Origin of the sequence: Pseudarthrobacter sp. H2, from assembly GCF_050157045.1 — a bacterium.
Taxonomy (GTDB): domain Bacteria; phylum Actinomycetota; class Actinomycetes; order Actinomycetales; family Micrococcaceae; genus Arthrobacter.
This window is the reverse complement of sequence record NZ_CP189594.1, coordinates 433,734-446,872: the sequence shown is the minus strand read 5'-3', so window position 1 is coordinate 446,872 and position 13,139 is coordinate 433,734. Positions and strand designations below refer to the sequence as shown.

Genomic DNA, 13,139 nt, shown 5'->3' with positions numbered 1-13,139 from the left:
GCGCCCATGATCCTTGTCATCATGGGCGCGGAGTGACCCCGCGTTTCAGGTCAAGGGCGCTTAGAACTCGGGGATCTGGGTGCCGTCCTGCTTGTTCGCAGCGGCGGCAGCCTCGGCCTGCGAGCGGGCCACGTGGGCGTGGACCTCGTCCATGTCCAGGGCCTTGACCGCATCCACGACCTGCTCCAGCTGCTGGGCGTTCAGCGCGCCGGGCTGGGAGAACACCAGCACCTTTTCGCGGAAGGCCATCAGGGTGGGGATGGACGAGATGCCGGCTTCCGCGGCGAGCTGCTGCTCCGCCTCGGTGTCCACCTTGGAGAAGACGACGTCCGGGTGCTTCTCGGACACGGCTGAGTAGGTGGGTCCGAACTGCTTGCACGGGCCGCACCATTCGGCCCAGAAGTCGACGAGGACGATGTCGTTGTCCTCGACGGTCGATGCGAACTGTTCACTTGTGATGTTGACGGTTGCCATGCGTTCAACGGTACGCGAGCGGTCCGGGTATGTCCCCTGCGTTTCGCTGATGGCACATCCTGGAAGGCCCGACGCCGCTCGCCGGGTACGGAGTCACGCCCAGACGTGCGGGGCAGGACGCCGCGCCCCGGGGAGCGCGTTGGTTCGCGCCATTCGTGGATCCACTCGGGCAGCTCCAGGTCCGCCGGGGGCTGGCCGAACTCCCGCAGGATCTCCTCCTGGCTGACCGGCTTGCCCTTGCTGACCAGCCGGGTGGCGATGTAGGCGCGGGCGTAGATTTCGCCGTCGACCACCATCCGCTGCTCGAAGTAGATCGCCTTCGCGTCGAGTCCGATGATCTTTGTTTCGATGATGTACCGCTGCCAGAGCTGCAGCGAGCGCCGGAAGGCGATGGTCTCCCCCGCGGCCACCGGGGTCCAGCCGCGGCGGCGGATCTGCTTCCAGGTCCCGCTGCGCGCCATCAGGTCGAAGCGGCCGAGGTCCATCAACGAGAAATACATGCCGTTGTTGACATGCATCGCGATGTCGATGTCGGTCGGCAGGACCCGCAGCGGCAGCGAAGACGTGCCCCAGATGCTCAGTGGCGGCTGCCGGGAGGACGTGAACAGCAGGATGAGAGTGCGGAGCAGCAAATGCATGGACACGATGTTACCCACCAGTAACTAAACGGCCAAGTGGCCGGGCCGGGCGACATGGCCGGTGGGCGTCATGCATGGCGGGCGGCCATCCGGAGCGGCTTCAATCACAGCCTCCTGGGGGAGGCACCCGGGGCTTCCCCGCCGAGCCAGCCGGTGCCAGAGTCGAATCATGAATGAGCAAGCAACCGGCCTCACACTGGAGCTGAGTCCTGCCTTCAGCGCGCCCCGGGAGCGGATTTTCGCCATGCTGACCGAACCGGCCGAGCTGGCGGAGTGGTGGGGTCCGCGCGGGTTTGGACTGCCCGCGGCCGAGCTCGAGCTCAGGGTGGGCGGCCGGTACCGCTTCACCATGAAACCGCCCGACGGCGAGCCGTTCCATCTCTCGGGCACGTTCCTGGAGATCGGCCCTCCCGGCCGCCTCGCCTACACCTTTAGCTGGGACGAGCCCGCGCCCGATGACAGGGAAACGGTGGTCACGCTGATGCTCCACGCCCACGACGGCGGCACGCGGGTCGCGCTGTCACAGGGCCTGTTCGCGACCGAGGAACGACTCGCCCTGCACCGGAACGGCTGGACCGAGAGCTTCGAGAAGCTGCGCGAGGTTCTTACGGCGCGCGGCTGACGCCTGACCGGTTCAGGAACAAGGGCACGGCACTTCGAGAACGGTCTCCAGTCCGTCCACGTCGTCCCACTGCTCCCCCACTTCCTGGAAGCCGTACTGGTCCAGGAGCCGCCGCGAGGGGGTGTTGTCCGGCCGCACGGAGGCCCGGACGACGCTGATCCCCGGGTGCTCCCGCGCCGTCTCGAGCAGAATCACGAGGGCGGCACGGGCATATCCCTGGCGGCGGTGGACAGGATCGATCGAGTAGCCGACCTCCACCATGCCTGCCTCGTCCGGAGGCCCGTGGTACCCGGCCCGGCCCACCACCTTCCCTGATCCCCGGTCCACCGCGAGCCGGGTCACCCACGCGGCGTCGGCCGGGTTCCGGGCAAGCTGATCGCGCCTGATCCGCCAGACGCCCACACAGTCGTCACTGGCAAGGTACGGCGTGAGGTCCCGGGCCGTCGCGCGCCGGGCCGCAACGAGGTCACCGCCGGCGAGCGCGGCCAGGACTGACGGCTCCAGTTGCACCAACTGGAGCCGTCCCGCCGCCGGGTTCCGGCACGTCCAGGGTTCTTCGCTGATTTCCATCCGGCCATCATGGCAGACGGGCCCCCGCCCGCCGGAGCCGTCAGCTTCCCTGTTTGAGCTTTCGCCAGCCGCCGGCACGGTTGTTCGCGATGATCTGCCGGAACATCTCCACCAGGGCCGGCGCGTTGATGGCTTCGCCCTCGCGGAAGGCCACGGTCCGGGCGGTCTTGTTGCCGTGCCCGGCGGTGATGATCCCCGCCGGATCCGGGACGATCCCGCCGTCGTACAGGAAGACGTTGACGTGGTCCCTGGCCGCCAGCAGCGCGCAGACGTTGCCGTCCAGCACGAAGTAGGGCTGGGTGGTGCGCTTGATGGTCTCGGAGACGTCCGGGTCGGCGGCATGCACGAGGTCGCGGACCTCGCGGCAGATGACCTGCTGCCAGCCGGGCAGCGCCCCGATGAACGCATCGACGCGGGGGTCCCGGCTCGAGCCCGGACTGCCGGCCGGGCTCATGCCGCCAGGTCCCGGCGGCGCCATCCCGAATAGCCGACGGCGGCGAGCGCCGCCGCGGCAAGGGCCAGGCCCAGCAGCGGGGCGAGGTCGCCGGAGTCCAGCGGCAGCAGCGGCGTGTGCCGGAACGGGGACAGGTCCATCAGCCATTGCGGCGCGTTCCAGAGCACCCCGAACTCGCCCAGGGCGACAAAGGCGAGCAGCAGCCCCCAGACCGCCCCGGTCAGGCGGGGCGCCCAGCCGAAGACGGCCAGCACGGCGCTCGTGACGACCCAGGCGGCGGGGATCTGGGCGAGGGCGGCCAGCGTCACCCGGCCAAACTGGGCGCCGTCGGCCAGGACGACGGCGGCACCCGCGCCGACCGACAAGCCGGCAAGCAGCATGAGCAGCGCCGCCCCTGCCAGGGCGGCCGCGAAATGGCTGGTGGCCCACCGGGTCCGGGTTGTCGCGGTGCCCAGCAGCGCCTCGACGTGGCCCGCGGTCTCCTCCTCGCGCAGGCGGGTGGCCGCGGAAAGCCCGTAGGCGGAGGCCAGGAGGCCCATGAAGCCGACTTCCGCGGACAGGAACGCATCAGTCATGGCCTGGCTTCCCCCCAGCGTCCTGATCAGCTCCCGGGCGTTCGGGGAACTGAGCAGATCCGCGACGTTGCCGGCCAGCGAGCCGATCATGACCCCGAACACCAGGAACGCCACGGACCAGGCCACCAGCATGCGGAACTGAAGCCGCACGGCCAGGCCCCGGACGCCACGCAGTCTTCCGCGCGCCGGGCCGGGACGCGGCTCGCGCAGGCCGGAGCCCAGGTCCCGGTGCGCCCGGAGGTTGAGGGCCACCGGGACGAGGGCCGCGCACAGCGCCAGCGGCAGGGCGAGCACCCACCAGCGGTCCCCGGCAAAGGCACGGATCTGCTGGTTCCAGCCGATCGGGGACAGCCAGGACAACGCGGAAGGCCCCGGTTCGGCCAGGTCCCCCACCGCCCGCAGGGCGTAGGCCACGGCGATGACGCCGATGCCGAGCCCGGTTGTGGACCGGGCGCTGGAGGCCAGCTGGGCGGCCACGCCGGCCACGGCACTGAACGCCATGCCGGTGGCCGCCCAGCCCAGCCCGAATGCGAAGGACCCGACAGCCGGCAGCCCTCCTGCCGCCAGGGACGCGGCGGTCACGAGCCCGAGCACGAGGCTGGCGCCGCAGCTGATCACGAGGGCAGCGGCGAGCGGGGCATCGCGCCCCAGCCGTCCGCCGCCGAGCAGCTCCAGCCGCCCGGACTCTTCGTCGGCGCGCGTGTGCCGGACCGTGATGATGACCATCAGGACGGCCACGATGGCCGCCATGAAGGCGGTGTACTTGATCAGTGACAGCGCACCCAGAGAGGCGGGGTCGTAGATCCGGCCGAACACCGCCACCAGGGACGCTGTGGCGTTCAGGGCGGTGGCCGCCTCAACCCGGCTCGCGGCGTCGGGATAAAGCCCGGCTCCGGCCACAGCCGTGGAATACGCCAAAATGGCGAAACCGGCGATCCAGACCGGAAGCAGCCAGCGGTCCCGCCGCAGGCCCAGCCGGATCAGGACCCCGGTCCCGGCGAGCGGCTCAGGCATGGCCGGGCTTTCCGGTGCGCGATGCTGCCACGGCGGCGGGCCCCGCCGGCACCGACCGGCCTGCGGGGCCGTAGTGCCGGAGGAAGAGGTCTTCCAGGGTGGGCGGCTGGCTGATCAGCGAATGGAGCCCGACGTCGGTCAGCGCCCGCAGGAGCGGGGCCAGGCCGGAGGGCTCCACCTGGGCGCTGATCCGGTGGTCCACCACGACGACGTCGTGCACCCCCGGGATGGCGTCGAGCCCCGGCGGCACCGCTGCGACGTCGGCCGAGACCGAGGTCCGGGTCAGGTGCCGGAGCTCCTCCAGGCGGCCGGTGTCCACCACCTGGCCCTCGCGGATGATGCTGACACGGTCCGAGAGCGCCTCGGCCTCGCTGAGGATATGGCTGCTGAGCAAAACGGTGCGGCCCTGGTCCCGCAACTCCCGGACACAGCCACGGAATGCCTCCTCCATAAGCGGGTCCAGCCCGCTCGTGGGTTCATCGAGCAGGAACAACTCGGCGTCGGTGGCCAGTGCAGCGATCAGCGCCACCTTCTGGCGGTTCCCCTTGGAGTAGGCGCGCGACTTCTTCGTCGGGTCCAGGTCGAACATGGCCAGGAGGCGGTCGCGCCGGGCCGGGTCCTGGCCGCCTTGGAGCCGTCCCAGCAGCTCGATCACCTCGCCCCCGGTCAGGTTCGGCCACAGCGCCACATCCCCGGGAACATAGGCCAGGCGCCGGTGCAGCGTGGCTACGTCGCGCCAGGGATCCAGGCCCAGCACCCGGATCGAGCCCGCGTTGGCCCGCAGCATGCCCAGCAGCAGCCGGATCGTCGTGGACTTGCCGGACCCGTTGGGGCCGAGGAAGCCGTGGACCTCGCCCGCTTCGACTGAAAAGTCCAGTCCGTTGAGGGCAGTCACGGGCCCGAACCGTTTAACCACCCCGGCCATTTCCAGGACGCTCGCCATAGGGAACACGATACGCCCGGTCCCTCGCCGGCGACCCCTGAACCCCCGTCAACGGTCCGGGCACCCGCCCGGCGACGGATATCCTGCCGGGCGTTTCCCTTCCGCCGCACGGCCCCTCCCCATAGCATCGAAGTAGGCCGCCCATTTGAACAGACGGCAAACTTGCGGTCACGGAATTGGGGACGTACATGATTGACGATCGTGCCAGCACATCAGGTGGCATCACCGACCCGTTGCTGGACCTTGTCCTTGCCGCCACCGACGCCGCCACGGATGCCGATGCCGGCGTCGACGATTTCCTGACTGGATTGGCGGCGCACGCCACGTGGCACTTCGCACGTCCCGACCGCCCGGTGTCCTGCGGAATCAGTCTCTTCCAGCGGAAGAAGCTTCCCCTGGACGTCGGCAGCAGCGGCGCTGGAGCCGGCTCCACCCTGCGCATCCCCCTGGCTCTGGATGGCGGCAGCACCGCCGTTCTCGAGCTGTATTCGGTCCCGCCCGATGCCTTTTCCACCGACGACGCCGAGTCCGCCGAGGCCTTCGCGGAACGGGCTTCGCGCTTCCTGCTGCTGGCCCTGCGGCTGGCCCGGCTCGCCGAATCGCGCGACGACATGGCCGCCGCAATGCAGTCAAGGACAGTGATCGACCTGGCCGTCGGCGCCATCATGGCCCAGAACCGCTGCAGCCGGGAGGCCGCCTTCAAGATCCTGCGGAACACCTCCAACAACAGGAACATGAAGATCCGCGACGTCGCAGCTTCCCTGATCTCATCGATCGCGGGAGACGAGGACCTGTCCCCGCACTTCGACGAATGACGAACGAGGCACCGGTGGAGGATCCCTTCGAGCTTGAACGGTTCGTGACGGCCCAGGATGCCGGCGGAACGTATGCACGGGCCCTCACGGAACTTCGAGAGGGATACAAGCGGAGCCACTGGATGTGGTTCATCTTCCCCCAGCTCGCCGGCCTGGGGCAGAGTCCGACCTCCCGGAAATATGCCATCTCCTCTTTGGCCGAGGCACAGGCCTATCTGCGGCACCCGGTGCTGGGTCCGCGGCTGAAGGAAAGCGCCGGGGCCGTCGCCGGCCAGCAGGGGCTCACCGCCGGCCAGGTCTTCGGCGGCGTCGACGCCCGGAAGCTGCACTCCTCCATGACGCTGTTCCTGCGGGCGGACCCGCAGGCCTCCGTCTTCGAACAGGTCCTCGCGAAATACTTCGAGGGCGTGCCTGATCCGGCCACGGAGCAGTTGCTGGGGAACCTGGGCTGAGCTGACCCGTCCCCGGAAGTATCGACGGCGGGGCCGATACGGAGGAAGATTAATACGCAGTCACCATAAGGAGGTCAATTATGTGCTATGGGTACAGCAGGGATTTCCGGCGGGACATCAAGAAGGATGCCTCACGGGAACCTGAGGAGCGCCCCGAGCCCCGGGTGGAAGCGAAGGACACCAAGTTCTGGGCCTTCCCCCGCCGCAGCAGGGAATTCACGGTCGAGGAGGCGGAGCCGGCTATCGATCGGACCCGCGAGAAGGTGTAGCTCCAGAAACCAAAGGGAAGGCTCCTCGGCGAGGGGCCTTCCCTTCATCACGCGCCGTCGTCCTGTCCCGTCGTCATGTCCCGTCGTGCACGGGACCTGAAAAGGTGCGCAAGACTGGGAGCTCTCGATCACGAAGGTGGGACCCACATTGATAAATCTCCAGCAGGACGCCGAAGGCTTCATCCGGATGAACAGGCACTTCCCCGACAGCGCGCTCATCTCCATCACTTTCACCGATGGACAGTCCGAGGAGTTCTCGGGCCGTCAGCTCAACCGGGTCTACGACGAAGCGCTTGCAGAGTACCGGGCGCAGAACCACCTGGATGCCAAAGGATTTTCGCGGGGCCCGAGGAAGATCGCCCACCCCGGGAACCACATCGAGTTTGTGCGGGTCCATGCCGGGATGGCCACGTAGCGTCCCGGCGACCCATTGACACGGCCGGACCGTCGAATTATCCAGCGCGCGGATCGGATCGCGGACATTCCCACCGAAGGATAGAAAGGGTTCAGCCATGGCAGTCATCAGTTCCGTCAAGAATCTGGAGGCGCTGAGCCTCACCCTCGTCGCCGAGTTCGACGCCGGCGTTGAGCGCGTCTGGCAGGTCTGGGAGGACCCGCGCCAGCTCGAGCGCTGGTGGGGTCCGCCGGCCTGGCCTGCCACCTTCGACCGGCTTGACTTCGTGCCCGGGGGAAAGGCCAGCTACTACATGACCGGGCCGGAGGGTGAGAAGAGCCGGGGCTGGTGGCTCATTACCGCCATCGAGGCACCGCACCGCCTCGAGTTCGACGACGGTTTTGCCGATGAAAACGGCAACCCGGTGGGCGACATGGGCACGACCCATGGCGTCGTAACGCTGGAGTCAATCGGCGACCGCACCCGGATGACCATCATGTCCACGTTCGAGGCGGAAGAGCAGATGGAGCAGATCCTCGCCATGGGCATGGAAGAAGGAATGAAGGAGGCGATCGGCCAGATCGACGCCATCCTCGCAGAGCCCGCAAAATCCTGATTGCAAAATCCACGATCGGCGTATGCTAGTAAGCGTGCTGATCGATTCGGTAACGTCGCCGGCACAGAGCCGTCAGCGTTTCAACGAAAGGAAAGTGCAGTCATGGGAATTCTCGGATTTCTCCTGCTCGGGCTGATTGCGGGAGCCATTGCGAAAGCCATCCTTCCCGGCAGGCAGGGCGGAGGCTGGGTAATCACGCTCGTCCTGGGCGTCGTCGGGGCAATACTCGGTGGCTGGATCGGTTCGCTGATCTTCGGCGGCGGTCTTGGCAATTTCTTCGACCTGCGGACGTGGTTGCTGTCCATCCTCGGCGCCGTCATTGTGCTGCTGATTTTCGGTGCCGTCGCCGGCCGCAGAAGCAGGGGAAGCAGGGTCTGACACCCGGTCCCGACCACGCGCACGTCTGGCCTGCTGTCCCTGCCAGCCATCCGGCAGGACGCGGAATAGGACGTCCCGGCGGGAAGTGTGCAGGAAAAGAAAAAGCCTCCGGAACCTGTTGGTTCCGGAGGCTTTTCCAAGGGTGGCAGATGAGGGATTCGAACCCCTGTTAGCGGCCATGAAAAACTGCCCGTAGGCGGCCACGGAACTGCCCACTGACGGCCATGAAAACTGCCCGTTGGTGGCCATGAGATCTGCCCACTTCCTTACTGACCCTGCTGCTTAAGCGGCGGGAGCCTCTTCCCGGGGTTTGATGACGGTGTCTAGTCGCACCAAAGTCGCCCGGGAAGAGGCCCTAATGAAGTTTGACGGAGAAATCATGGAAATACTTGCTGCGTACGATCTGACCGGATCGTTGCGTGCTGCCGCGGAACTCACCGGTTGTTCGCACCACACCGTTGCCAGGCACGTCGCTGCCCGGGACGCCGGCCAGCCGATCGCCGAGCCGGCCTACCGGGGCCGGGTCACCGACGCGTTCCTGCCCAAGATCGAGGAATGGATCGAGGCCTCCAAGGGCAAGATCCGCGCCGACAAAGCCCACGAGAAACTCCGGGCCCTCGGCTACGAGGGCTCGGAACGCTCGACCCGCCGGGCCGTCGCCCAGGTCCGCGCCGCCTGGCGGCTCGGCCATGTCAGGGTGCACCGGCCCTGGGTGACCGAGCCTGGTCAATGGATTCAATACGACTTCGGCGACGGGCCCCTGATCGAGGGGAAGAAGACCGTGCTGTTCGTGGCATGGCTGGCATGGTCCCGCTTCAGGATCGTCATCGCGCTGCGGGACCGGACGGCGCCGAGCGTGTTCGCAGCGCTGGACCGCACGTTCCGGGTCCTGGGCGGCGCCCCAACCTATGTCCTGACCGATAACGAGAAGACCGTGACGGTTTCCCATGTCGCCGGCGTCCCGGTGCGCAACCAGCAGACGGTCGACTTCGCCCGCCACTACGGCGTGACGGTGTTGACCTGCCGGCCGGCGGATCCCGCGTCCAAGGGCGGCGTGGAGTCCTCGGTGAAGCTCGCCAAGGCCGACATCGTGCCCAAGGACACCAACCTGCGTGCCGAATACGCTTCCTTCGCGGAGATCGAAGCGGCCTGCCAGGCGTTCATGGACGAGGTCAACCACCGGGAGCACCGGGCCACCCGCCGCAAACCCGCGGTGATGCTGGCCGAGGAGGCGCCGCGGTTGCACCGGATCCCGGACACCGCGCACACGGTTGCGTTCGGCCTCTCCCGGGCCGTCCCGGAGAACACGCCGATGGTCACGTTCGAGAACGGCCAGTACTCCGTGCCTGCACATTTGCTCGGCGCGCGGGTGTTCGTCAGATCCCACGGCGCCGGAGGTGACGAGCAGGTCATCGTCGTCCACCACGGCAGCAAGGGCCCGGTGGAAGTCGCCCGGCACCGGCGCGCCCGCCCGGGCAGCCCGGCGATCGACGACGCCCACTTCCCGGACCACCGGCCCAGGATCCCGGGCGACTACACGGCGAAAGCCAGGACGGCCGCGGAGGCGGAGTTCCTTAGCATCGGGGACGGCGCGGACCTGGCTGCTCGAGGCCGCCGCGGCAGGCACCGGGCGAATGAACGTGAAAATGGCCGAAGCGGTCGCCCTGGCCAAGATCGCCGGGCAGGCCGAAGTCGATCACGCGTTGGGGACCGCGGCCATCCATGGCCGCTTCGCGAACAAGGACCTCGCCTCGATCCTGAACGCCGCGGGTTCACGCACCACCACCCATGCCGCCGGGGAAACCCAGTCCCTCACCCAAGGCACCGCCGGGTGGGCCGCGATCGGCCGCCCACCTGTTGCCGCCCGTGTTGACGGCGCCCTGGGAGAAAGCGCATGAGTCCGGTCCCGGTCACCGCACCGGCGTTGCCGGCGGAGCTGGAGGCGTTGATGCGGCAGTTGAAGATGCCCCATGCGCGGGCTTTGGCGCCGGAACTGATCGCGACTGCCCGCGCCCAGCGCTGGGAGCCGGCCGAGGTCATCAAGGCGCTCTTCACCGAGGAAGTCGCCGGTCGGTCCCGGTCCATGCTCGCCACCAGACGCAAGGCCGCGGGCTTCCCGACCGGGAAGACCTTCGACACCTGGGACCCGGCAGCCTCCTCGATCCCGGCCCCGACTCAGCAGGCGCTGCGGACGCTGGAATGGATCGGGCGGAAGGAAAACGTCGTGATCTGCGGCCCCTCCGGCACGGGCAAGACGTTCTTCCTTGAGGCTCTCGGCCAGCAGGCCGTCGAGGCCGGCCTGCGGGTGGCATGGTTCCGCCTCGAGGACCTCGGCGCTCTCATGCGCGCCCACCGCTCCGATGACAGCGTGACGGTCGTCGCGCGGATCCTGCGCGCAGATTTGGTGGTGGTCGATGACATAGGCCTCTTGCCGGTGGGCACTGACGCGGCGGAGGGGCTCTACCGTCTCGTCGACGCGGCCTATGAAAAACGGTCCATCGCGGTTTCCTCAAATTTGCATCCTGCCGGCTTTGACGAGCTCATGCCCAAAACCCTCGCCACGGCGACCGTGGACCGGCTGCTGCATCACGCGCACGTCTGCCAAACCTCAGGGGAATCGATCCGCCTCAGCCAGGCCCTGGCCGGAAAAGGAGTCACGCCAATGAGCTAAACAAGTCCCGAACATGGCCAACGCCACCGAACATCTGGTGGGCAGATCCGGTGGCCATGACTGGGCAGTTTTCATGGCCACCAGCGGGCATTTTTGCTGGCCGCCCGTGGGCACAAACTATTGGCCATTGACAAACCCCCTTTGCGTCCAAGCTCAGAGGCCAGTTCCGCTGAATTTAGGGGCTAGTGCGTATCCGGTTAGCTCAGGTCGGCAGGGTGAATAAACCAGACCCGGGCTGATCGCGGGCGATCCTGACGTTCCATGAGGGTTTCGGCGATGAACAGGCCTGTTTGGTCTGCGTTTTCGAGTGCCGCTGACACAACCTGAGCTAACGGGATACGCGCTAGTGCCGTTTTGGCGCTCCACAAGGGCAGTTGTGAAGCAACCAATGGGGTTTCGCGGCTATTCCAGGCCGGCGCCGTGCCCTCACTCCGGCCATATGACGGAAATGGCCGCTATCGGGCCCGCATTCCGGCCGTCTGCGGCAATCGGGTGCCGTCCCTGGACGCAGCCTCCCGATCCCGTCCGGATCCGCTGCGGATTCAGCGACTTCAACGACCCGTGCTGCCTCAATCACCGGCGATCTGACGGATATGGCCGCAATGAAGCCGTCATTCCGGCCATATCCGGCAATCGGCGGCCCGCCTGGCTACCTCCCGACGTGCCGGTCCAGACCCGGCTGCGGTTTCGGCGATGAACAGGCCTGTTTGGGCTGCGTTTTCGAGTGCCGCTGACACAACCTGAGCTAACGGGATACGCACTTAGGGGCTTATGGTGCCACCAGCCCATGCCATTTCACGCGCCTTCCATCCATGTGTGCTCAAAATGTGCGCACGGAAATGCTTCGTCCCCTACGGGGTCCCGCGGGATCGGGCCGGACACTTCCGGTGGCAGGGCGGGCGCCGTTTCTTGAGCTTAAGTTCCGATACTCGGTCCTGGGACTGCCCTCGTGGAGTAACGTGTGTCTCAACTCACTAGGAGGGGTCGACATCAGCTACAAGTATCGAACCGTCAGGGTTCGCGGCACCGACATGGTTGGAACCATTGCGCGCAAGCACGGGAGCGCGCCCGAGATATACGAAACTTCAAAAGACCCGAGCACTTCTGTAGTTCCGGTGTTTTTTCAGGCAACGGGCGAGGTCCGTTTCTTTGACAGGTCTGTGCTGGAGGACGTACCCACGCCTGCCGACTAGCAGCCATAACGGGCCCTTCGCAGATGAGCATGGTTAGGGGCATCTGACGCCGGTCTTCTATCGGAAACCGGACCGCGGGCAGACCATGAAGCGCGGCTTCACGTCCAAGCGGGACGCTGAATTGTTCCTGGCCTCCGTCGAGGTCTCAAAAGCACGCGGTGAATACATCGAACATGCCCAGAGCTGGGCGACCGTGGGGCTACTGGGGACTGCTTGGCTGGCAAGGCAGACGCATCTGAAGCCGCCGTCTCTGCGCCCTGTCGAGGCCGCTTGGCGAGTGCAGCGAATGCTCGGCCACAGCAGCACTGCCATGACCCTGGACATCTACGCGGATCTATTCGATGACGATCTGGACAGGTTGCCGACGCACTGGATCAGGCCGTTTCACAGGAAGGTGTGCTCAAAATGTGCTCAAACGAGACTTTTGACAAATAACAAAGGGCCCTACTTCCTTGCTATTGCTAGGAAGTAGAGCCCCTCGTAAGGGTGGCAGATGAGGGATTCGAACCCCCGTAGGCGTTGCCAGCTGATTTACAGTCAGCCCCCTTTGGCCGCTCGGGTAATCTGCCGAACTTCAAAAGAAGATCACTCGCGGCCACTATGGTCAGAACGGCTGTTTCCAGTTCGTTCCGCTTCCAGTAACCGCGGGCAAGACAACTTTACAGAACTTCCGCCGAAGAATCGAATCGGCGTCCCGCGGCCCCAAAAAGCCCGGAATTTCAGGCTTCTTCAAGGATGCGGCCAGCCAGTTTCGCCTCGAACCTCGCGGCCTGCTCCTCCGTTACCTGGTTCAACTGCACCGCGCGGGCCAGATCCGCATGGACGCCGTCCAGCCGGGAGGAGGCAGCCGCGGCCGGACTGAGGATGATGGAGGCGGCCAACGCCGCGGCGGCCACCGACGATGCCGCCGTGGCAATCGTGCCGGCGGCGGCAGTGGAACTGGTGACATAACGGACGGCCTTGCGCTGCATGTGCTTTTGCCTTTCGACTGACTCTTCCAACCCATCCAACTCTGGCAGTCAAACCTTCGTTCCCGCCCTGTCCCGGCTTTGAACGGGCTG

At 66.7% G+C, this 13,139-nt stretch carries 14 protein-coding genes, 1 tRNA gene and 2 pseudogenes; 9 read left to right on the top strand and 8 right to left on the bottom strand.

Going from position 1 to position 13,139, the window contains the following annotated elements; translation table 11 throughout:
• Positions 1–60: 60 nt before the first annotated feature.
• Positions 61–474, bottom strand: a complete 414-nt coding sequence (gene trxA, locus ACQCSZ_RS02135) for a thioredoxin (RefSeq protein ID WP_427006500.1) — start codon at positions 472–474, stop codon at positions 61–63.
• Positions 475–567: 93 nt separating this feature from the next.
• A pseudogene (locus ACQCSZ_RS02130) lies at positions 568–1,112 on the bottom strand (acyl-CoA thioesterase).
• A gap of 169 nt (positions 1,113–1,281) precedes the next feature.
• Here ACQCSZ_RS02130 and ACQCSZ_RS02125 point away from each other — a divergent pair.
• On the top strand, positions 1,282–1,734 hold the full coding sequence (locus ACQCSZ_RS02125) for an SRPBCC family protein (protein ID WP_427006499.1): 453 nt from the start codon (positions 1,282–1,284) through the stop codon (positions 1,732–1,734).
• A 12-nt stretch (positions 1,735–1,746) separates the two neighbouring features.
• Here ACQCSZ_RS02125 and ACQCSZ_RS02120 read toward each other — a convergent pair whose 3' ends face one another.
• From ACQCSZ_RS02120 to ACQCSZ_RS02105, 4 genes are read right to left on the bottom strand one after another with little or no spacing between them, the layout of a single operon-like run.
• Entirely contained in the window at positions 1,747–2,304 is a 558-nt protein-coding gene (locus ACQCSZ_RS02120) for a GNAT family N-acetyltransferase (RefSeq protein ID WP_427006498.1), read from the bottom strand.
• A 40-nt stretch (positions 2,305–2,344) separates the two neighbouring features.
• Positions 2,345–2,758, bottom strand: coding sequence for a DUF1801 domain-containing protein (locus ACQCSZ_RS02115; protein WP_427006497.1), 414 nt, complete (start codon positions 2,756–2,758; stop codon positions 2,345–2,347).
• On the bottom strand, positions 2,755–4,347 hold the full coding sequence (locus ACQCSZ_RS02110) for an ABC transporter permease (RefSeq protein WP_427006496.1): 1,593 nt from the start codon (positions 4,345–4,347) through the stop codon (positions 2,755–2,757). Before ACQCSZ_RS02110 ends, ACQCSZ_RS02115 begins: the two co-directional genes overlap by 4 nt.
• Positions 4,340–5,290 (bottom strand): ABC transporter ATP-binding protein, encoded by a 951-nt coding sequence (locus ACQCSZ_RS02105; protein ID WP_427006495.1) that lies wholly within the window; start codon positions 5,288–5,290, stop codon positions 4,340–4,342. Before ACQCSZ_RS02105 ends, ACQCSZ_RS02110 begins: the two co-directional genes overlap by 8 nt.
• Positions 5,291–5,478: 188 nt before the next feature.
• Here ACQCSZ_RS02105 and ACQCSZ_RS02100 point away from each other — a divergent pair, with 188 nt between their 5' ends.
• The 8 genes and pseudogenes from ACQCSZ_RS02100 to istB all read left to right on the top strand — a co-directional run bounded on the left by ACQCSZ_RS02100 (position 5,479) and on the right by istB (position 10,885).
• Positions 5,479–6,105 carry an ANTAR domain-containing protein gene (locus ACQCSZ_RS02100; protein ID WP_427006494.1) on the top strand — a complete coding sequence of 209 codons (627 nt, stop codon included), beginning with the start codon at positions 5,479–5,481 and terminating at the stop codon, positions 6,103–6,105.
• Positions 6,102–6,557 carry a DUF1810 domain-containing protein gene (locus ACQCSZ_RS02095; RefSeq protein WP_427006493.1) on the top strand — a complete coding sequence of 152 codons (456 nt, stop codon included), beginning with the start codon at positions 6,102–6,104 and terminating at the stop codon, positions 6,555–6,557. The genes ACQCSZ_RS02100 and ACQCSZ_RS02095 overlap by 4 nt, the downstream gene beginning before the upstream one ends.
• 80 nt (positions 6,558–6,637) lie before the next feature.
• A complete protein-coding gene (locus tag ACQCSZ_RS02090) occupies positions 6,638–6,826 on the top strand; it encodes a hypothetical protein (RefSeq protein WP_211882566.1) in 189 nt (62 codons plus the stop codon).
• A 148-nt stretch (positions 6,827–6,974) separates the two neighbouring features.
• Entirely contained in the window at positions 6,975–7,241 is a 267-nt protein-coding gene (locus ACQCSZ_RS02085) for a hypothetical protein (RefSeq protein ID WP_427006492.1), read from the top strand.
• 97 nt (positions 7,242–7,338) lie between these two features.
• Positions 7,339–7,836, top strand: a complete 498-nt coding sequence (locus ACQCSZ_RS02080; RefSeq protein ID WP_427006491.1) for an SRPBCC family protein — start codon at positions 7,339–7,341, stop codon at positions 7,834–7,836.
• A 102-nt stretch (positions 7,837–7,938) separates the two neighbouring features.
• A complete protein-coding gene (locus ACQCSZ_RS02075; protein ID WP_427006490.1) occupies positions 7,939–8,214 on the top strand; it encodes a GlsB/YeaQ/YmgE family stress response membrane protein in 276 nt (91 codons plus the stop codon).
• 358 nt (positions 8,215–8,572) lie between these two features.
• A pseudogene (gene istA / locus ACQCSZ_RS02070) lies at positions 8,573–10,112 on the top strand (IS21 family transposase).
• Entirely contained in the window at positions 10,109–10,885 is a 777-nt protein-coding gene (istB, locus tag ACQCSZ_RS02065) for an IS21-like element helper ATPase IstB (protein ID WP_427006489.1), read from the top strand. The pseudogene istA and the gene istB overlap by 4 nt, the downstream one beginning before the upstream one ends.
• A 1,680-nt stretch (positions 10,886–12,565) precedes the next feature.
• Here istB and ACQCSZ_RS02060 read toward each other — a convergent pair.
• Both ACQCSZ_RS02060 and ACQCSZ_RS02055 read right to left on the bottom strand, forming a co-directional pair.
• Positions 12,566–12,647 (bottom strand) — tRNA-Tyr (locus ACQCSZ_RS02060).
• 150 nt (positions 12,648–12,797) lie between these two features.
• Positions 12,798–13,049, bottom strand: coding sequence for a hypothetical protein (locus tag ACQCSZ_RS02055; protein WP_427006488.1), 252 nt, complete (start codon positions 13,047–13,049; stop codon positions 12,798–12,800).
• Positions 13,050–13,139: the final 90 nt, after the last annotated feature.